Source organism: Streptomyces sp. CBMA291, from assembly GCF_014596525.1.
In the GTDB taxonomy this organism is placed as follows: domain Bacteria; phylum Actinomycetota; class Actinomycetes; order Streptomycetales; family Streptomycetaceae; genus Streptomyces.
In genome coordinates this window covers 1-19,756 of record NZ_MSJP01000026.1, presented here as the reverse complement: position 1 = coordinate 19,756, position 19,756 = coordinate 1, and the positions used below count along the sequence as shown (strand labels likewise).

Below are 19,756 nucleotides of genomic sequence, written 5' to 3'. Positions count from 1 at the left end.
CGACGGCGGAGCGAGACGGAAGGCCGTGACCCGGGCGAGGCCGGACGGCTGGAGCGGATACGGGTGGAGGGCGGTGTTCGATACGGGTTACGGGTAGGGGCGGTGTCCGGTACGGGGGGAGCGCCTCAGCACCCGGCAGGGGAGCGGGGAAGACCCTCCAGGGCCTCAGGGCGGATCGCCGGTCACCCGGGCGGTTGTCTGTCCGGTGCGCCCAGTACCTTCCGCAGACTGGCGGCGAACCACAGCTCCGCCCGGCCCGCGTCGAGCAACGTGGGGCCCTGCCCGCCCGGAAGGTCCACCATCCGGCCTTCCGCGGCCGCAGGACCCGCGCCCCGGATCTCCTGCCGGGCCAGCCGCAGGACGAGCCCGCGCACGGTCTCCCGCCAGTCCTGTCGGGCCGCCCGCAAGTCGTGGTGCCGTGTCAGCTGCCGCAGCCAGGCGCGGTACGGGCCGTCCAAGGCGCCGAATCCGAGGTCGCGGGCCGTCTCGGCCGCCGCGTCCGTCTGGCTTCCGCCCGCCGCACGGACCAGGTTCGCGGCGAGGCGCGCCAGCGCCCGCACCGCCTGATGGGCGTCGTCGACGGCGTCGACGGCCGCGGCTCCGAAGGCCGGGTTGCGGGCGTGGAGCGCGATCACCGGAAGCACCACGGCATCCGCCGCGATCTCGTCGACGACCGACTGCTGGGTGCCGTACTCCATTCCCACCGTGCGCAGCCGGACCAGGGTGTCGGGGGTGATACCGGCTTCGGTGACCGCTTCGACGAGCCAGCGCACGACGCCGGGCGGGAGTTCCTCGCGAGGGCCGCGTGCGCCCACGGCCTCCGTGTCGCTCGTCGCGGGCAGCAGGGCCCCCAGCCCCCGCCACGCCGAACGGCGCGGGTCGTGCCGCTGTGGTGTGTAGTAGACCGGGCGCTGCCGTTTCTTCTCCTGGAACGCGCTGCGACGCCAGGCGCTCATCGGTTCAAGGAGCCAGGGGGACTCCTGGAGGAGCGGGTCGCCGTAGCCGAGGACGACCCCGGTCACCCCCGTGCCGTCCGCCACCAGCCGAATCCGGCGCGACTGCCAGGTGTAGAGATCCCGCAGCCCCACAGGGTGCGGGCCGCCGCCCTCCGTTCCCCGGGGGCCGGGGCCGTGAGGCTTCTCGCGGCGCCAGACGGGCAGGTCCTCCTCGATGGTGTCGGCGAAGCCACTGCCCCCGTACGCGTACTCGAACGGGATCAGGTTGAGCAGCAGGGTCTCCCGCAGGGTCGCGCCTTCCGCGAAGACGCCCCCGAGCCCGCCGAGCGCGCCCACGCCGAGCGGGTAGACCTTGCCCGCTTTGCCCCGAGGGTCGTCGCGCATCGCGGGTTTGATGCCGGACACGTCGAAGGCGTGCGCGTGCACCAGCCAGCGGGCCGCCTCCGCGAAGGAGATCCGCCGTACCTCGGGGCGCCGCATGGAGAACAGGGCCGAACCGGTCGGCACGTCGGCGACGATCCGACCCAGCGAAGCCACGTCGCCCTTCTCCGTCCGAAGGCCGGGCACCTGGAAGAACGGCCTCTTCTCGTCCAGCAGCCCGAAACGCTCGGCATGACGGTCCAGGTACTCCACGGCCTTGGCGAAGGGATCGTCCTCCTCCCAGAGGTCCACCCAGTCGTCGAGGTCCGCAGGTCCTCCCAGAGCGTCGTGGAGGACGGCCAGCGCCAGCCGCAACAGGGCGAAGTCCTGGGTCGGTACGTCCCCGACGATCCCTCGTAACGCACCGGCGTGCGCGAAGACATCCCGCAGGGAAAGGTCCACGACCTCGCCGTCACCGGTCCGCTGCGCCGGAATCCACGGATCGCGGGCGAGATCGAACGCAGGGGGAGCGGTGACCGTCGTATCCCGCTCTTCCTCGGCGGCCAAGGCGCTCACCTCGGCCACCGACGCGCCGACCTCATCGCCCTTTTCACCGGGTTGCGCCCCGGAGGCCGTAACCCGCTCACCGGATCCGCTTCCCGAGGACCCCGGTGCTCCCGATGACCGCTGTCGTGCTTCGGCCGCATGGGCATGCCCTTTCTCGCCGTCCGTGCCGCCTCCCCCGGACGCGGGCGCGCCGGGCTCGGCGAACCGCAGCCCGTCGACCGGGCTGTAGCTCAACTCGTAGCCTGCCAGACGGGTCTGACAACGGGCGTCGAGAATCAGAAGAAGCTCCCCCGCCAGCCACGGACACTCCTTCACCTGCCATGCCAGGATCAGGGAACGCTCCAGCTCGGAGATGGTGCGGTCGATCACACCCGGATGACTGAAACGTCCCGGCAAGGTGAGCGCGCTCGCCGCCACGGCCTCGGAAGCCCGCCGGCTCGGAGGGGAAGCCGTCGGCAGCTCCATTCCACCCCTCCCGCCTTCGAGCCAGGGCACGGTGGTCAGCCGACCGTCCGCCGTCCGCTGGACGACGAGCACCTCCAGCGAATCCTGCGAGTCCCGGACCTGCGCGCGTCCCTCGGGGCTGTCGTCCGCGTCCCCCGCGTGCGCCTCCAGCCACCCGTAGACCGGCCTTCCCGCCGGTCGCACCGGCCCCAGCAGGAAGCCGTCCGCCCGGTCCCGCTTGGACTTCAGCAGGTCACGGTGCCGTTGCCCGGCCGCCGCCAGCTCCCCGGCCCACCCCGGCGGCCCGACCGGTGCGTCGCCGTAAGCCCTCTGCACCAGCGGGCTGATGTCCCCGGGCAACCGCAACGGCGTCCCGTCGAGATGCGGTCCGAGCACCGCCAGCGCCCGCAGCAGGGTCCAGTCTCCCCGGTACACCGCCCTGGACCCCTTCACCGGTCGCGGGGGCGAGGCGCCCCAGTCGGAGACACCGGTGATCAGGCATCTGGGGGTGGCCAGGCGGGACGGTCGGGGCGTGGCGTGGCGATGCAGCCGTCCCATACGTTGGAGTACGAGGTCGACGGGTGCCAGATCGGTCACCAGCAGATCGAAGTTCACGTCCAGCGACTGCTCCACGACCTGGCTCGCCACCACCACATGCCGCTCCGGGCGCCGACCCCCGGGGCCGAAACGGCTCACCAATCGGGCGTCGTTGCTCGCGCGGTCGGCCGCGAGGAAACGGGAGTGCGTCACGGTGACCATGTCGTCCCCGAACCGCTTCCGCAGGACGTCGGCGACTTCCATGACCCGCGCCACCGTGTTCCGTACGACGAGCGCGCAACCACCGTCCGCCAGTTCGGCCTCCAGCCGATCCGCGAGGACGGCGGGGTCGTCGTCCAACCGCTCCACCACGACCTCCACACCCCGCCCCGAGGCGGCCGCCGGCCGGGCGCTCAGGGCCCGTCGGCCCGGCGAGACGGCGGTGAGGAGCGGATACGCGGCTTCGTCGGTCTCCACGTCGGCCGCTCCCTCCGCTCCCGCGTACGCGGTGGCGAGGGCGTGTCTGCGGGCGGCGGGGAGGGTCGCGGACAGGAGCACCACCGGCACGCGGTAGGCGGCCAGCCACTCCAGGGCGCGGTCCAGATAGCGGTTCATGTACGCGTCGTAGGCGTGGACCTCGTCGATCACCACGACCTTTCCCGCGACCGCGAGGTGCCGCAGCGCCAGGTGACGGCTCTTCAGTGCCGAGAACAGGACCTGGTCGACCGTCCCCACGGCGAAGGAGGCGAGCAGTTGCTTCTTCCTGCCCCGCAGCCACTGGTGGGCATGGAGACCGGAAGGGCGTCGGCCCCTGCGGACCGGGCCGCGTTCGTCGGCGTCCGGGTCCACCGCCGTGATCGCCCGGCTCCCGGCCCTGAGCAGCCCGGCCCACTCGCTCTGTAGCACCGCCTTCGCATGGGCCAGTACCACCGACCACGACCGCGATCCGTCCCTCGGCAGCGCCTCCAGCCAGGAAAGGAGCCGGCCGAACATCGCGTCGCCGGTCGCCCGCGTCGGAAGCGCCAGCAACAGTCCACCGGCCCCCGACCTGGCCGCAAGGACCTCCGCCGCCGCCAGCGCGGCCTCCGTCTTCCCTTCGCCCATCGGCGCCTCGATGATCAGCAGGCCCTGTGGCTCCATCTCGCCCGCGAGCCGGACCGCCTCCGACTGGACCGGCCGCAGCCCGGTGCCCGCCAGATGCGGGAAGCGCCGCGCGAACAACTCCTCGGGGGCAAGGCCAGATTGCTCGGGCTGCCAGGGCTCCGTCAGCTCCAGACCCTTCCAGGCGGCCCTGAGCCTGCGCGCCTCGCCCCGCGGCCCTTCCGGCTGCCACGACTCGGACGCGTACGGGAAAAGCTCCGGGGCGCTGGCGATCCAGTCCGCGAGGATCACCACGGCGGTCATGAGAACCTGCACGGGCTGCGGCAGCCGCACTTTCCCGAAGGATGACAAGTCATCTGTGACGTCCGTGAGTTCGGCACACCAGTCGAGCAATTCGTACTGCGTCCTTCGCCAGACCTCTTCGCTCGGGCCGGTGTGCCGCAGGAGATGGGGCCGGAGTTGCAGGTCGTGTATCTGCCTGCTCTCCGGCGGTACGCCGTGATGCCCGCCCGCGACCACGGCCAACTGCCCCGAGGCCCGTGCCCCAAGACCGAACCGGTCCCGCATCCAGTCCTGGAGGATGACCTGCCCCGCCAGCCCATGCGGGGCCAACCGCCGTTCCTGCCCGTACTCCTTGAGGGTGAGCATCTCCAGACCCTGGTCACGCATCGGCCCGGCGAGTGGTTCGACCTGGCAGGCGAAGGAAGGTGTGCACTTTCCCGCATCGTGGGAAGCCGCGAGAAACCGGATGACGCGCCGGGCCTCGTCCTCCCCTCCAGGAAACGACTCCGAGACGAGCCGCTTCACGGACCGCGGAAGCCAGTCGTCCCACAACTTCCCACCCATGGCTCCGGCGTCCGCAAGGTGCCTCCAGAGCGGCAACCACCCGCCGCTGTCGTGGTCGTGCTTGGCCCAGGCGGATCTGGCGGGAGCGGAGAGGGTGGAGGGGAGGAGGGATGGGGCGGAAGAGTCGGAGGGGTGAGGGTTCATGGACAGGTGTTCCCCGGGGGCTTGTGGTGGCCAAGGGGTGGATGAGGGTGGGGTGTCGAGGGAGGGGGTGCCCCGCACGTGCGGGATTCGCCTCGTTGATCCGCACGAGAACATAGCCCAGACCCCGCCCTCTGTCCGGCAGTCCCCAGAGCGCGGTGGTCCGGAGCGGCTCCCTTCCGGCGCCCGCCTCGCAGTCGGTGCAGCAGCCCCTCCTCGGGGCCCTTCCCATCCCCCCCTTCCCGACCCCCGTTGTAAAGTGAACCAACAGCCCTTGACCTGCAATAACGCAGGCAGGGAGCCTATGTTCCAGGAGTTTTTCCATGTTGCGCACGCTCTTCAAGTCCAAGATTCACCGGGCCACCGTCACCCAGGCAGATCTGCACTACGTCGGGTCCGTCACCGTCGATGCCGAGCTGATGGAGGCGGCCGATCTGTTGCCCGGGGAGTTGGTGCACATCGTCGACATCGACAACGGGGCCCGGCTTGAGACGTACGTCATCGAGGGGGAGCGGGGGTCCGGGGTCATCGGGATCAATGGGGCCGCCGCCCATCTGGTCCACCCCGGTGACCTTGTGATCCTCATCAGTTACGCGCAGGTCGAGGACGCCGAAGCCCGTTCGTTCGTTCCCCGTGTCGTGCACGTCGACGCCGGGAACCGCATCGTGGAACTCGGGACCGACGCCTCCGCACCCGTCCCCGGGAGCGACACGGCGCGCGGTCCGCACGCCGTGCCCGCCCGGGGCTGAACCGGGGCGGGCACGGAGGGCGGGCCACGGTCCGACCGCTACGAGCCGAGGGAGCAAGCGCATGGCAGAGCCGAGGATCGTCGACGACCGGGACCACGGGCGCCTCACGGCGTTCGAGGGGGAGACCCCCGTCGGTGTCATCGTCTACTTCGCCCTCGCCGACGACCCCCACGCACTCGTCGCCGTGCACACGGTCGTCGAGACCGCGCACGAGGGCAAGGGCATCGCCGGGGCACTCGTACGCGAGTTCTACGCACTGGCCGCCGCCGACGGCGTCCCCGTCGTACCGCTCTGTCCGTACGCCGCCCGGTGGGCCGAGCGGCACCCCGACGAGGCTCCGGCGGCCCCGCCCGAGGTGGTCCGTGCCGCGAAGCGACAGCTGAAGGAGCGCCCGGAGCTGTGGTGACGCGGCCGGTCCGACCCGGAAGACGGGCCCGGCGGGCGGTCCCGCGCGCGCCGGGCCACCCTGGGAAGGGCCGGAACCCGTCGACCGAGAGGTCCCGTCATGACCCACCCCTTCCCCGACCCGCTGCCGCCCTCGCCCATCCCCCCGGTGCCCTCCCCGCCGCCCACACCCTCGCCCGGCCCGGTGCCGGGCCCGCCGGACCCCATCCCGGCGCCGGGACCCGGCCCCGGCGGGCCCGTACCGGAACCAGAGCCTCAACCCCAGCCCGGTCCGGCCCGACTGCGGTCACGGTCAACCCCGAACTGACAGAAGAGGGTTGATCTTTCCGGTAGCCCTTGTCACCGAGCGCGTACCACCCCTAACTTGGAGCGCCGCTGCTGTGTTCAAGGGGGGCCCATGGCCGTACGCGGACGTCACCGCCGCCACCAGCCGAGCCGGATCAACCGTGCCTCGCTCACCGTCACCGCGGGAGGTGCCGGAGTCGCGCTGCCGCTCATCGGAGCGGGGACCGTGCACGCGGCTTCGCTCGATGTCTGGGAGAAGGTCGCGTCCTGCGAGTCGACCTCCCACTGGCACATCAACACCGGAAACGGTTACTTCGGCGGATTGCAGTTCACCCAGTCCACCTGGGAGCGGTACGGGGGCACCCACTACGCCCCGCGCGCCGACCTGGCCTCCAAGGACCAGCAGATCGCGATCGCCGAGCGCGTCCTGAAGGGCCAGGGTCCCGGCGCCTGGCCCGCCTGCGGTCCCCGCGCGGGGCTCGCCCGGGGCGGAGACGCGCCCGACATCAGCCCCATCCATTCCGGTGGAAACAAGTCCGGCGGAACCAAGTCCGGCGGAAACACGTCGGGAGCAGGCAAGCCTGGCGGAAGCGGGTCCGGCGGAAACGCCGTGACGACCACCTCCCTGGGGCAGCGCGCCCTGACCGAGCGCCCCGCGAGGAACGTCGGGCCGACCGACGTGCCGACCATCCGCGAGATGTACACCGTGGCCTCCGGCGACTCCCTCTCGAAGATCGCCAGTGAGGAACGGGTCAGGGGCGGCTGGCAGGGTCTCTACGAAGGCAACAGGTCCGTCGTCGGCGACGACCCCGACTTCATACTTCCCGGCCAGCGTCTGACCCTGCGCATCGACGCCCCGAAGAAGCCCGCCGGTGCACCGCACACCCCTCCGCCGGCCCGTGTGACGCCGCCGAAGGCCGCCACGACCTCTCCCGCGCCTCCCGCCCCTCCCGCGAAGATGCCGAAGAGCGTGTCCGTCCCCGGCGCGGCCACCGCGAAGACGCCCCGGAACGTCGCGGTCCCCGGCGCGGCCGCGGGGAAGGCCCCGCAGACCACGGCGCGGGCCACCCCCCGGCCCGCCCCGAAGCCCGTAGTGCCCAAGGCCCTCCCGGTGGCGGCCCACGCGCAGGTCACCCCCACCGCGAAGCCCACGGCCGAAGCCACCACGGGCACCAAGACGAAGCCCCACGTCCAGCCCGCCACCGCGCCGAGGACGAAGCCCGCCGCGAGTGTCCAGCCTGCCACCGCGCCGAGGACCAAGCCCGCCGCGAGTGTCCAGCCCGCCACCGCGCCGAAGACGAAGCCTGCGACCAAACCCGTCCCCCGGCAGACCCCCCGCCCCCGCCCCGCCGAGGCGGAGAAGGACCGCTACGCCGCCCCGGTCTCCGCCGGGACCGGTACCCGCTACGGGAAGGCCGGCTCCTCCTGGGCCAGCGGCTACCACACCGGCGTCGACTTCCCCGTGCCCACCGGCACCTCGGTCAAGGCCGTCGCCGAGGGCCGGGTCGTCTCCGCGGGCTGGGGAGGGGCGTACGGCTACCAGATCGTGCTGCGCCACGACGACGGCCGCTACAGCCAGTACGCGCACCTCTCCGCGCTCTCCGTCCGCGAGGGCCAGCGGGTCACCGCAGGGCAGCGGATCGGCCGGTCAGGGTCGACCGGCAACAGCTCGGGACCGCACCTCCACTTCGAGGTGCGCACGGGTCCCGGGTACGGCTCCGACATCGACCCCCTGGCCTACCTCAGGGCCCGAGGCGTCTCCCTCTGACCCCGACCGCCCCGACCGCCCCGACCCGGCGCCGGCCACCCGGCCGCGCGCCGCGTCCGGGGCCGGGGCCGTGTCAGGGCTCCCGTTCGTGACCGTGGCCGGTCCCGTGGTCGGTCCCATGTCCGTGGCCGGGGCCTGCACCCCCACCCCCACCCCTGCCCCTGCCCTCGCCCCCGGCTCACTCCCGCCCCGTTCCGTCATCCGGTCGAGCGTGAGCTGCACCAGACCGCCCGCCGCCACCGCGCCGCAGAGCAGGGCCGCCACCGTGCCCGCCGCGCCGTATCGGAAGCTCTCGCCGAACAGGGTCAGGCCCACCGTCGCGGCCACCACCGGATTGACCACGGTCACGGTGGCCAGCGGGGCGGCGAGCCCGGCACCCCGGTAGGAGGCCTGGGAGAGGAGCAGCCCCGTCACCGCGAGCGCCGAGAGCACAAGAAGCCCGGTCCACTCGGCCAGCGGCGCCTCCGGTGTCCACTCCTCGGCCACCGACTTCGTGAAGACCGAGGCGATGCCGAAGGAGACGCCCGCCCCCGCCGCGAGCGCGACGCTCCGGAGCACGGGCCGCCGCACCAGATGCGCGACCGCGAACAGGACGCCCACCAGACCGAAGGTGCCGAGGCTGAGCAGCCACCGGTCACCGTCGGCGAGGCTCCTGCCCGCCGTGCCGCTCGTCAGGCTCAGCAGCCCCGCGAGCCCCGCCGTGGCCATGACGGCGCCGCGCCACGCACGCCGTCCCGCCCGCCGCCCGACGAACAGGGCCGCCATCGGCAGCGCGAACACGATCGTCAGCGCCCCCAGCGGCTGCACCAGACTGAGCGGCCCGTACGCGAGCGCCGCCACGTGCAGGGTGGCGCCGACACCGTTGAACAGGACGGAACCCCACCAGGCAGCGCTGCGCAGCGGCGCGTAGCGCGGACCGGTGGCGGAGGACGCGACCCGCTCCTGCACGATCGCCGCGCCCGCGTAGGCGACTGCGGAGACCAGGGCCAGGAGGATGGACAGCGGGAGGGGGCTCATACCTTCCACGATCTCTCTTCCCGGCGGATCGCGTCGTCGTCCCAGGGGACGTTCTCTCCGCTACCACCGACGGAGTACCCAGCCCTCCCGTACGCCCAGAGACGTACGCCTTCGCAGGTCGAACGGGTGCAAAGGGAGCTATTCGCCGCGTGGGGGAGGGGGTGGGGACGGCCGATACGGTGGCGGCAAGACGCGGCAAGACGCGGCAAGACCGGGGAACACGCGGGAACACGCGGGGAAGTGGCAGGGGAGAGGCGCATGGACATGGATCTCGTCGAGAGCGGCTCCGTGGGCGGTTTCTTCGCCTTGCGGACCAGCCCGCCGCCGACCGGCGGGGCCCACCGCCCGCTCGCCCTGCTCTACGCGGGGGAGGACGGCCCCCTCCACGCGCGCGTGGACCGGGTCGCCGCCCGGCTCGGGGCCCCCGAGCGACGGGTCGGCGCCTCCGTCGCCCATCTCGGTCTCGCGGCCCGCCTCTGGTCCACGGCGCTCGGTCCCGCCGCCCTGTACGGCGCCCTCCCGGACCTCGACCCCGCCGCACTGCACTGGGACGGGGCCCTGACCTCTCCCGACGACCTGTGGTGGGCCGGTTCCGCGACCCGCCCCGCGACCGTCGACGCACTGTGCGCGACCGTCCTGGAAGCGCACCTGGTCCCGCTGCACGCCGCCTTCGCCCGCGACGGACGCGTCTCCCCTCGTCTGCTCTGGGGCAACGCGGGCTCCGCCCTCGCCGGAGCCCTGCGCGAGCTGACCCGCTGGGCCCACGCCCACGGGCGCCCCGAGGCCGCCGAGCGGGCCGCAGCGCTGGTCACGGGAGTCCTGGACCACCCCGACCTCGTGGGGACCGTACGGGGACCCCGGCTGCGCCGCGCCAGCTGCTGCCTCTACTACCGCTGTCCCGGAGGCGGACTGTGCGGTGACTGTGTCTTCGACCACGCCCCCCGAACGGGTTTGGAGGCGCGGCCCCCCGCTCCGTAAAGTTGCTCTTTCCAGAGTCCGCGCACAGCTACGTACGAACGAGGAACCCGAAGGCCATGACGGTGACCGAAGAAAACCAGGACTACGGGCCGGGCGTCGACCCCGAGCGCCTGGCCGTCTGCCTCGGCGTCCTCGACGAGCTGGACAAGCTGGAGGTCGACCACCCGGACGCGATCCTCGTCCGGCGCGCCACCGCCGGCATCTACCGGACGGTGAAGCAGCGCCGCCGCCAGGAGCGCCGGGCCGCGAAGACCGCCAACGACAAGGCGGTCACCGAGTCCACCGCCACCGGCTCCGCGCAGCGCATCGACGACGAGACCGAGGGCCTGCTGCCCAGCTCCGTCACCGAGGAGGGCCGGATCGCCGGGATACTCCAGCGCCCGCGCTCCTGCTACGTCTGCAAGACGCGGTTCGTCGAGGTCGACTACTTCTACCACCAGCTCTGCCCGCCGTGCGCGGCGGAGAACCGGGCCAAGCGCGAGGCACGCGCCGACCTCACCGGCAAGCGCGCCCTGCTCACCGGCGGCCGGGCGAAGATCGGCATGTACATCGCGCTGCGGCTGCTGCGCGACGGCGCCCACACCACCGTCACCACCCGCTTCCCGAAGGACGCCATCCGCCGTTTCAAGGCGATGGAGGACTCCGCCGAGTGGATCCACCGCCTCGAAGTCGTCGGCATCGACCTGCGCGACCCGGCCCAGGTCGTCGCGCTGGCCGACCGGATGGCCGAGGACGGGCCGCTGGACATACTCATCAACAACGCGACGCAGACCGTGCGCCGGCTGCCCTCCGCGTACTCGGCCCTGGTCGAGGGCGAGAGCGCGCCGCTGCCCGCCGGCGAGCTGCCCGTCCACCACGTCATCGGCGCGTTCAACTCCGGCGCGGTCGGCGAACTCGTCGGCTCGTCCGAGCTGCCCGTCGGCGTCCGCGACCTGGAGGCGCAGCAGGTCGCCGACCTCGCGCTGGTCGCGGGCAACGCCAGCATCGCCAAGCACCTCGACGGCACCGCCATCGACGCGGGCGGTCTCGTGCCGGACGTCGTCGACAGCAACACCTGGGTGCAGAGCATCGAGCAGATCTCCCCGGTGGAGCTCCTCGAAACGCAGCTCTGCAACTACACGGCGCCGTTCATCCTGATCAGCAAGTTGCGGCCGATCATGGCCGAGGCCGCGAGGAAGGCCGGCAGCGGACGGTCCTACGTCGTGAACGTCTCCGCGATGGAAGGCGTCTTCAGCCGCGGCTACAAGGGCGCAGGACACCCGAACACCAACGCGGCGAAGGCCGCGATGAACATGGTGACGCGGACCAGCGGCGAGGAGATGTTCAAGACCGACGGCATCCTCATGACCTCGGTCGACACCGGCTGGATCACCGACGAGCGGCCGCACTTCGACAAGCTGCGGCTGGCCGAGGAAGGCTTCCACGCCCCGCTCGACCTGGTCGACGGCGCGGCGCGCGTCTACGACCCGATCGTGCGCGGCGAGGACGGCGAGGACCTCTACGGCTGCTTCCTGAAGGACTACGCCCCCGCGAACTGGTAGCCCCACCGTTCCGACCTCGCGGCCACGGCCGCCGCCCCGGCCATCGCACGGTCACGATCGGCACCCGGAAGAGCGTCCCCTCGGCCATGAGGGGGCGTTCTTTCCGTTTCCTTCACCCGAACGCGTCACACTTCGGGGCCCGGTAGAGCGCTGCCATGCTCATTTGGTTACTCTGATGTCCACGGTCGGCCACCGAGGAGACACACCGTCCTCACGGCCTTCCCGGGACAGGTCTGCCACCAAGGCCGCGGTCCCGCCCGACGAGCGGCGCCACCGCGACCGACCGGAACATGTCCCATAGGTAGCGCGACACGAAGGAGTGCGCGGTGACACCCGAACTGACCAAGCAGGAACCACGACCGGCCCAGACGAGCGACCGGCCACGGCGGAGCGGCGAGCTGGGGAACCTGGAAGTATGGGCCCGCTCGGCCCCGATCCGGCTCGCGGGCTACGAGGACGACCTCGCGGAGCCCCACATCCTGCCCGGCATCGACTGACCCCTCTCGTCTCATCCCGGTGCCCCCGGCCGTCCGCGGCCGGGGGCACCGGCGCGCAGCCGGGTCGGCGGCAGATACTCCCGCACCGGCGTCCGATGCCACCACGCCCCGGTCGCACGCAGCTCGCGCCAGGTCGTGAAGCGGTACCGGTAGAGCACGGCCCGGACGAAGACCGGGGGCCGCTCGGGGAACGGGTTGCGGGCCAGCAGCCGCAGGGTGTCCCGGTCGCCGTCGAGCAGCCGCTCCACGAACGGACCGAACCACGCGCGGGCGTACCCCGGGCTGAGCGCCGCGAACCACATCAGCCAGTCGAGCCGCAGATGGTACGGGGCGAACTGGCGCGGCATCCGATACGGGTCGCCCGGCTTGCCCTTGAAGCCGTACTCCCGCCACACCGTGCCCTCGTGCGGGGTCGGGTCGTCGGTGCCCTCCACGACGATCTCCTCCCGGACCCGGCCGACCGTGCCGAATGCCCCGTACGTGTTGACCAGGTGATACGCGTCGTACGAGCGGTTCATCGCCTGGTGCCGGGAGAGCAGATTGCGCACCGGGCGGTAGCTCCGTACCAGGACGAACGCGGTCAGGGCGACGACCAGGGCCACGTACCAGAGCGGCGGACCGGGGCGCGGGTGCGGGCCGGTGAGCGCGGAGGCGTCCACCACCGACAGGGCGAGCACCACCGTGAGCCAGTTCAGCCAGGCGAAATTGCCCGAGAGGACCAGCCACAGCTGGGTCGCGATCATCAGCCCGGCGGCGATCGTGGCGACCGGCTGCGGAGTGAAGAGCAGGAACGGCACGCCCAGCTGCACGACGTGGTTGGCCGCCGCCTCCACCCGGTGCAGCGGGCGCGGGAGGTGGTGGAAGAACCAGCTCAGCGGGCCGGGCATCGGCTGGGTCTCGTGGTGATGGCAGAGACAGGTCAGATTCCGCCAGCAGCGGTCGCCGCGGATCTTGATGAGCCCGGCGCCGAACTCGACCCGGAAGAGCAGCCAGCGCAGCAGCATCAGGACGAGGACGGGCGGACCGATGTCGTCGTTGCCGAGGAAGACCGCCAGGAAACCGGTCTCCAGGAGCAGCGATTCCCAGCCGAACGAGTACCAGGTCTGGCCCACGTTCACGATCGACAGATACAGCCCCCAGAGCACCAGCCAGAGCAGCATCGACACCGGCAGCGGCACCGCGTCCCCGGCGCCCGCGACCAAGGCGAGGGCCAGCCCCGCGCCCGACCAGGAGACGGTGGCGAAGAGCCGGTCGGAGTAGCGCCACCGAAAGAGCGAGGGCGCGTCACGCGCCCGGGTCCGGCGCACGTACTCCGGTACGGGCAGCATGCCGCGCTCCCCGATCAGCGCCCGGAACTGGAGGGCCGCCGACAGGAACGCCACGCAGTACAGCCCGGCCAGGCCACGCTGGAAGACGATCCGGCCCAGCCAGAGATCGGGCGCCGTGAACCACTCCATCGCTTCCAGTATCGGCCGGGGATCAGCTTCCGACGAGACGGCGCAGCACGCGGCCGAGCCGGTACGCGTACACGCGCCGGAACGGCGGGGGCAGAGGCCCGGCGAGCCGGGCGTACCAGACGGAGGAGGGTGACGGCCGGTCGGTGACGGCGGCGGGCCGGTGCGCGGCGGGCCGGGACAGACCGGTGAGGAGACGGGTCATGCCGGAAGCTCCGTTCGGGTGCGGGCCGAGGGAGAGCGGCCGGCGGTGCGGCACCCATCCCTTGCTTGAACGCGTTCAACTGGCAAGGAGAGCGTAAGGGGTTCCTTGAACGCGTTCAAGTAGGCGGGGCGGTCGAGCCCACCCGGTCGAGCCCACCCGGCCCGAGCCCGCCCGGTTGCGTCCGCCCAGTCGTACCCCCACCGGATCGCGCCCACCCGGTCGGCCGCCCTCCGCTTGCGGGGCCCCGCGCCCTGCGACAGACATGAGGCACTGGCCGGAACCCGGGCGCCGGAACCCGGGGAGAGAAAGCGGAGACAGACAGGTGCGCTCAGCCCACCGCGGGGAGTCGCGGAACCCCACCGCCTCCCCGCCCCCCACGGAACCTCCTCGTATCCGTACCCCCCTCGGTGCCGTCGCCGCGCTCGCCTCGGTCCTGCTCCTCGGGGGGTGCTCCGCCGCCTGGGAAGGCGCGCGCGGCGGGGTCGAACCGGCCGCCGCCGGGACCCCCGACGTCTTCCTCCAGCCCCTGGGTGCCCAGGGCCCCGACCCCTTCACCGCCTCCACCGTCCGCAACGCCGTCCGCCCCCCGCCGCCCGACCGCGACGGCGCCGAACAGGTCAGGGAGGTCACCGGTTCCACCCCCGGCCTCTACGGCGGCACCCGGTCCGTCGGCAGCTGCGACGTCGAACGGCAGACCGCCCTCCTCACCGCCGACCAGGGCAAGAAACGCGCCTTCGCCGAAGCGGCGGGCATCCCCGAGAACAACATGGCCGACTGGCTGGGCGGACTCACCCCGGTGGTGCTGCGCGCCGACGTCAAGGTCACCAGCCACGGCTACCGCGAGGGCCGCGCCCGGCCCTTCCAGGCCGTCCTCCAGACCGGGACGGCCGTCCTCGTCGACCAGTACGGCGCGCCCCGCGTGCGCTGCGCCGGGGGCAACCCGCTGCGCGCCCCCGCCGCCACCCCCTCCGGGATCCACCGGGGCGAACCCTGGGACGGCTTCGACCCCGACCACGTGATCACCATCCGGCCGACCACCGCCGTCGTCGCCAGCCTGCTCCTCGTCAACGCCACCGACCGCAGCTGGATCGAACGCCGCGCGGGCAGCGACGGCGGCGACGACCGCAACCCCGACGTGCCACCTGCCTGCGACCCGGACGCCTGCGCCCTCGCCGGCACGGAAGGCCAGGCCCCGCCCGGCAGCGGCACCCCGGACGCCGGCCCCGTCCCCGTGCCGCCCGCCCCCGACGGGCCTGTCCCCGACGGGCCCGTCTCCGCGGCGCCCGCCCCGGAGAACCCGCCCCTGGTCGGTCCCGACTCCTCGGGGAACGGCGGCGACACCGGTCCGGTCCCGGCGGCCCCGGAGCCGTACCCCTTCCCCGTACTTCCCGACGCCCCCGACGCAATCGAAGGGGAACCGCACCCCGACACGCACCCCGACGCGTACCCCGACACCCATCCCGACGCACTCGCCGACCCCTACGTGCCGCCCGTCCCCGACCCCTACGCCGAGCCGCCCACCGGGCCCGACGGCGAGCTGCCCACCGAACTCCTCCCGGCCGCCACCGTGCCGGACGGGCCCGAGAACTTCCCGGGGTGAAACGGATCTTCGTGGTGCGGCCTGGCCCGGCTGCGCCTAGCGTGGCCCCATGAACGTGGGCAGCGGCGGCGAGGAGCCCGCCGAGCGGGCCGGGGACGCGCGCGGCGAACCCCCGGCCGGTACGGCCGGACTCCTGGCCGCCTACGGCTCCGCCTTCCGGATGGGCGGCTTCGACTGGGACCTCGTCGCCGGGACGATGGACATGGACGACGCCGCACTCGACGTCTTCGACCTCGACCGTACGGAGTACGACGGGCGCCCCGAGTCCCTCGGCCCCCGCGTCCAGCCCGACGAGGCCCGCCGCCTCGACACCCTGGTCGCCCAGGCGCTCAAGGAAGGCAGCGAGCAGTACGGCGCCTACTTCCGCATCCGCCGCCGCGACGGCGGCCAGCAGTGGACCCACACCCAGGGCCTGGTCCGCCGCGACGACACCGGCCGCCCGGTGCGCATCATCGGAGTCGTCCGCGACGCCACCCACGAACTCACCGAGTCCGCCGCCCGGCTCGGACTCGACGAGGGCCGCCGCCGACGCGCCGGGGTCGTCGAGGGCACCACGGCCGCCCTCGCCTACGCGCGGACCGTACGCGACGTCATCGACCTGCTCAACGACTCCCACGCCCTCGAACACTTCGGCGCCGCCAGCCTCGTCATGGGCCTCCTCGACGCCGGACGCATCCGCCTGGTCGCCGAAGGTCCCGAAGGAGCCTTCGTACCCGGCACCCGCTTCACCCGGGTGGACGAGCCGTACCCGATGAGCGAGGTGATCCGCACCCTGCGCCCCCGATTCATCGACTCGCCCCGGGACTTCGCCGACTCCTTCCCCGTCCTCTGGCCGCACATCGGCGACCTCGGCATCACCGCCGCCGCCTACCTCCCGCTCATCGCCCAGGCCAAGCCCATCGGCGCGCTCGGACTGCTCTACCGCGACCGCACCGGCTTCAGCGAGGACGAGCGGACCCTGCTCGTCGCCCTCGGCAGCAGCATCGCCCAGAGCCTCCAGCGGGCCATGCTCTACGAGCAGGAACACGACCTGGCCGAAGGCCTCCAGCAGGCGATGCTGCCGCGCCGCATCCCCGAGGTCCCCGGGGCGCAGACCGCCGTCCGCTACCGCTCCGCCCGCCTCGGCCGGGACGTCGGCGGCGACTGGTACGACCTCGTCCCGCTGCCCGGCGGACGGGTCGGCGCCGTCATCGGTGACGTCCAGGGCCACGACACGCACGCGGCGGCCCTCATGGGACAGCTGCGGATCGTGCTCCGCGCCTACGCCGCCGAAGGACACCCCCCGGCCACGGTGATGACCCGCGCCTCCGTCTTCCTCCACGAACTCGACACCGAACGCTTCGCCACCTGCACCTACGCCGAGGCCGACCTGGGCACCGGAGTCGTCCAGATGGTCAGAGCCGGACACGTCGACCCGCTCGTCAGGGAACCCGACGGACGCTGCCGAAGGGTTCAGGTCGAGGGCGGCCTTCCGCTCGGCCTCTCCGCCGAGTTCGGCCGCGCCGAGTACCCCGTGACCACCCTGGAGCTGGACCCCGGACAGACCCTGATGCTCTACACCGACGGTCTCGTGGAGAAACCGGGCGCCGACCTCGACGAAGGACTCCAGTGGCTCTCCGCCCTGGTCCGGCGCGGCCCCGCCGACCTCCAGGAACTCGCCGACCACCTCTGCGACGTGGTCGCCGACCGGGGCGGCGAGGACGACGTCGCCATCCTCCTGCTGCGCCGCGAGGGAGCCCCCGGAGCCCATGGAGCCGGCCGGTTCCGGCAGCACGTGGCACAGAACGACCCCGAGGCACTCCGCGCCGCCCGGCACATGATCAGGGCCGCCGTCCGCGCCTGGGGCGCCGAGGAACGCGCCGACGAGATCGAACTGGCCGCCGACGAACTGATGACCAACGCCCTGATGCACACCGAAGGCGGGGCGATCCTGACCCTGCGGGTCCTGAGCGGGCCGCCCGGACGACGGCTCAGAGTGGAGGTGGAGGACCGCTCCAGCGCCCTGCCCCGCCGCAGGGAGGCGGGGGACTCCGGAGTCTCCGGCCGAGGGCTGCTGCTCGTCGACGGCATCTCCGACGTGTGGGGCGTGGAGCCCCGGGGCGGCGGCAAGTGCGTGTGGTGCGAGTTCGAGTTGGAGGACTGAGCCGCCGAGCCGCCGAGCCGCCGAGCCGCCGAGCCGCCGAGCGGCCGAGCCGCCGAACCCTCCGACCTCATGAGGTCATCCCTGCGGCGGCCCCCACCGTCCCGCCTCCCGTGCCCTCTCCAGGGTTCCCACCGCGCGCCCCCGTCCCCCGTACGGCAGGGTGGAGGCATGCCCGAACTCCCCGAGGTGGAAGCGCTCCGCGCCTTCCTCGACACCCATCTCGTGGGCAAGGAGATCGCCCGGGTGCTGCCCGTCGCCGTCAGCGTCCTCAAGACCTACGACCCGCCGCCCGGCGCCCTCGAAGGCGCCGAGGTCACCGGGGTGGGCCGGCACGGGAAGTTCCTCGACCTCACCACCAGGGGACCGGCCGGCGAACTGCACCTCCTGGTCCACCTCGCCCGCGCGGGCTGGCTCCGCTGGCACGACCCGCTGCCCTCGGGACCCCCGAAACCCGGCAAGGGCCCCCTCGCCCTGCGTATCGCGCTCACCGGCGGCGACGGCTTCGACCTCACCGAGGCGGGCACGGCCAAACGCCTCGCCGTCCACGTGGTCCACGACCCCGGCGAAGTCCCCGGCGTGGCCCGTCTCGGCCCCGACCCGCTCGCCGAGGACTTCGGGCCCGAGGAGTTCGCCGCCCTCCTCGCCGGGGAACGGCGCCTGATCAAGGGCGCGCTGCGCGACCAGAGCCTCATCGCGGGCATCGGCAACGCCTACAGCGACGAGATCCTCCACGCCGCGCGACTGTCCCCCTTCAAACCCGTGCGCAACCTCACCGCCGAGGAGACGGCCACCCTCTACACCGCGCTGCGGACCACTCTCAAGGACGCCGTCGAACGCTCCCGGGGCGTCGCCGCGGGCAGGCTCAAGGCCGAGAAGAAGAGCGGGCTGCGGGTCCACGGCCGCACCGGCGAAGCCTGCCCGGTCTGCGGGGACACCATCCGCGAGGTCTCCTTCAGCGACTCCTCCCTCCAGTACTGCCCCACCTGCCAGACCGGCGGCAAGCCGCTAGCTGACAGAAGGCTTTCCCGGCTTCTCAAGTAGTTGCTTCGGCTCAGAGGGCACAACCGGGGCACTCTGCAAGAGCGCGAGTCCCTGCGTCACAGCGTCTCGGGTGGTGTCCTCGACTGCGTCCCACAGGTGCGTGTACACGTCGAGCGTGATCGACGGCTTGGCGTGCCCCAGGTTCCGCTGCACGACCTTGATCGACTCACCGTTGTGGATGAGCAGCGACGCGTAGAAGTGCCGAAGATCGTGCATGGTTGTGCCCTTGGGCACCTCCAGCTCAGACCCGGACGCCCTGAGTAGCTTGTTCGCCCGATTCACGGTGTCCTTCCACAGGTGGGACCACTGGCCCCGCCGGATCGGACGGTTGTCCCCGTTCAGGAAGATCAGATTCGCTTTGCGCTCGACTGTCTTCCGGGGGTCGGTCCGGTCATCGATGACCACAGGGGACAGCGGGAACAGTTCCAGGTGCGCCCGGATCGCGTCGAGAGCGAGCGGGGCGACCGGCACTGTCCGGATCGAGTGATGGCTCTTCGGGGTGCTGATGTACGACTCGCCCTTGTCCGGCGTCACGAGCTGCTGACGCACCCGGATCGCACCCTTGTCCTTGGCGAAGTCCACCGACTCCAGCTCCAGACCCCACAGTTCGCCCTGTCGCAGCCCCGTAGCAGCGGCGACCAACAGAGAGACCCGGTACCGCTCCGGAGCCCCGTTCACGAGCGCCTGGACTACTTCGGGGTGCAGCGGATGTATCTCCTCCCGCCGCGCGGTCGGCAGCTTCACACCCTGGCAGGGGTCTTTGGCTATGAGACCGTCCAGCACCGCGCTTTGCAGCGCCGCCCGCAGATACCCGTACGCGTTCCGCAGACTGTTGGGCGCCAGCACCCCGGAACGGTTGCTCACCCACGCCTGTATGTCAGTCCGCTTGAGACTCACCACCGTCCGGTGCCCCAACACAGGGTCAATGTGGTTACGGAACGCCCGTGCGGCACTTTCCGCCGTGGACGGCTTAGAGGAGCTAACACAATGCCTGGACTCGTCTGTAGGTGATCACGCAGCAGGCGAGTTTCAGGAAGGCTTCGTGGATGTCGTCGCGGATGTCCCAGCGGATCCGTAGGCGCCGGAAGCCGTGGATCCAGGCGTTGGTGCGTTCGACGACC

General features: G+C 72.3%; 14 protein-coding genes and 1 pseudogene. 9 read left to right on the top strand and 6 right to left on the bottom strand.

What is annotated here, in order from left to right; genetic code table 11:
• Positions 1 to 182: 182 nt before the first annotated feature.
• Positions 183 to 4,955 (bottom strand): type I-E CRISPR-associated protein Cse1/CasA, encoded by a 4,773-nt coding sequence (gene casA / locus BU197_RS07265; protein ID WP_188267384.1) that lies wholly within the window; start codon positions 4,953 to 4,955, stop codon positions 183 to 185.
• A 320-nt stretch (positions 4,956 to 5,275) separates the two neighbouring features.
• Between casA and panD the strand changes: the two genes are divergently transcribed.
• The 3 genes from panD (at position 5,276) to BU197_RS07250 (ending at position 8,159) form a co-directional block, all read left to right on the top strand.
• Positions 5,276 to 5,701: an aspartate 1-decarboxylase gene (panD, locus tag BU197_RS07260; RefSeq protein WP_188267383.1), complete on the top strand. Its 426-nt coding sequence runs from the start codon at positions 5,276 to 5,278 to the stop codon at positions 5,699 to 5,701.
• A gap of 61 nt (positions 5,702 to 5,762) precedes the next feature.
• Positions 5,763 to 6,107, top strand: a complete 345-nt coding sequence (locus BU197_RS07255; protein WP_188267382.1) for a GNAT family N-acetyltransferase — start codon at positions 5,763 to 5,765, stop codon at positions 6,105 to 6,107.
• Positions 6,108 to 6,503: 396 nt separating this feature from the next.
• Positions 6,504 to 8,159 carry a peptidoglycan DD-metalloendopeptidase family protein gene (locus BU197_RS07250; protein ID WP_188267381.1) on the top strand — a complete coding sequence of 552 codons (1,656 nt, stop codon included), beginning with the start codon at positions 6,504 to 6,506 and terminating at the stop codon, positions 8,157 to 8,159.
• Here the strand turns inward: BU197_RS07250 and BU197_RS07245 are convergent.
• Entirely contained in the window at positions 8,040 to 9,176 is a 1,137-nt protein-coding gene (locus BU197_RS07245) for a DMT family transporter (protein WP_188267380.1), read from the bottom strand. The genes BU197_RS07250 and BU197_RS07245 overlap by 120 nt on opposite strands.
• Before the next feature lie 264 nt (positions 9,177 to 9,440).
• On the opposite strand from BU197_RS07245, the gene BU197_RS07240 reads away from it, so the two are divergent.
• From BU197_RS07240 to BU197_RS07230, 3 genes are all read left to right on the top strand, one after another.
• Entirely contained in the window at positions 9,441 to 10,154 is a 714-nt protein-coding gene (locus BU197_RS07240) for a (2Fe-2S)-binding protein (RefSeq protein WP_188267442.1), read from the top strand.
• Positions 10,155 to 10,210: 56 nt separating this feature from the next.
• Positions 10,211 to 11,695 carry an SDR family NAD(P)-dependent oxidoreductase gene (locus BU197_RS07235; protein ID WP_188267379.1) on the top strand — a complete coding sequence of 495 codons (1,485 nt, stop codon included), beginning with the start codon at positions 10,211 to 10,213 and terminating at the stop codon, positions 11,693 to 11,695.
• A gap of 326 nt (positions 11,696 to 12,021) precedes the next feature.
• On the top strand, positions 12,022 to 12,192 hold the full coding sequence (locus tag BU197_RS07230; RefSeq protein ID WP_188267378.1) for a hypothetical protein: 171 nt from the start codon (positions 12,022 to 12,024) through the stop codon (positions 12,190 to 12,192).
• A gap of 11 nt (positions 12,193 to 12,203) precedes the next feature.
• Here the strand turns inward: BU197_RS07230 and BU197_RS07225 are convergent, their stop codons facing one another.
• Positions 12,204 to 13,649: a lipase maturation factor family protein gene (locus BU197_RS07225; protein WP_188267377.1), complete on the bottom strand. Its 1,446-nt coding sequence runs from the start codon at positions 13,647 to 13,649 to the stop codon at positions 12,204 to 12,206.
• 22 nt (positions 13,650 to 13,671) lie between these two features.
• Positions 13,672 to 13,851 carry a hypothetical protein gene (locus BU197_RS31440; protein ID WP_411158455.1) on the bottom strand — a complete coding sequence of 60 codons (180 nt, stop codon included), beginning with the start codon at positions 13,849 to 13,851 and terminating at the stop codon, positions 13,672 to 13,674.
• A gap of 322 nt (positions 13,852 to 14,173) precedes the next feature.
• Between BU197_RS31440 and BU197_RS07215 the strand changes: the two genes are divergently transcribed.
• From BU197_RS07215 to BU197_RS07205, 3 genes are all read left to right on the top strand, one after another.
• Positions 14,174 to 15,451: a DUF6777 domain-containing protein gene (locus BU197_RS07215; RefSeq protein WP_317452309.1), complete on the top strand. Its 1,278-nt coding sequence runs from the start codon at positions 14,174 to 14,176 to the stop codon at positions 15,449 to 15,451.
• Positions 15,452 to 15,500: 49 nt separating this feature from the next.
• The gene (locus BU197_RS07210; RefSeq protein WP_188267376.1) at positions 15,501 to 17,594 is read left to right on the top strand and encodes a SpoIIE family protein phosphatase; all 2,094 of its coding nucleotides are present in this window, start codon (positions 15,501 to 15,503) and stop codon (positions 17,592 to 17,594) included.
• 168 nt (positions 17,595 to 17,762) lie between these two features.
• Positions 17,763 to 18,635: an Fpg/Nei family DNA glycosylase gene (locus BU197_RS07205; RefSeq protein ID WP_188267375.1), complete on the top strand. Its 873-nt coding sequence runs from the start codon at positions 17,763 to 17,765 to the stop codon at positions 18,633 to 18,635.
• Here the strand turns inward: BU197_RS07205 and BU197_RS07200 are convergent.
• Together BU197_RS07200 and BU197_RS07190 are read right to left on the bottom strand one after the other, a co-directional pair.
• Complete coding sequence (locus BU197_RS07200; RefSeq protein WP_188267374.1) at positions 18,600 to 19,499, bottom strand: tyrosine-type recombinase/integrase; 900 nt, start codon at positions 19,497 to 19,499, stop codon at positions 18,600 to 18,602. The two genes, BU197_RS07205 and BU197_RS07200, sit on opposite strands and share 36 nt — an antisense overlap.
• Positions 19,500 to 19,614: 115 nt before the next feature.
• Positions 19,615 to 19,756, bottom strand: a pseudogene (locus tag BU197_RS07190) (IS5/IS1182 family transposase); the annotation flags it as partial.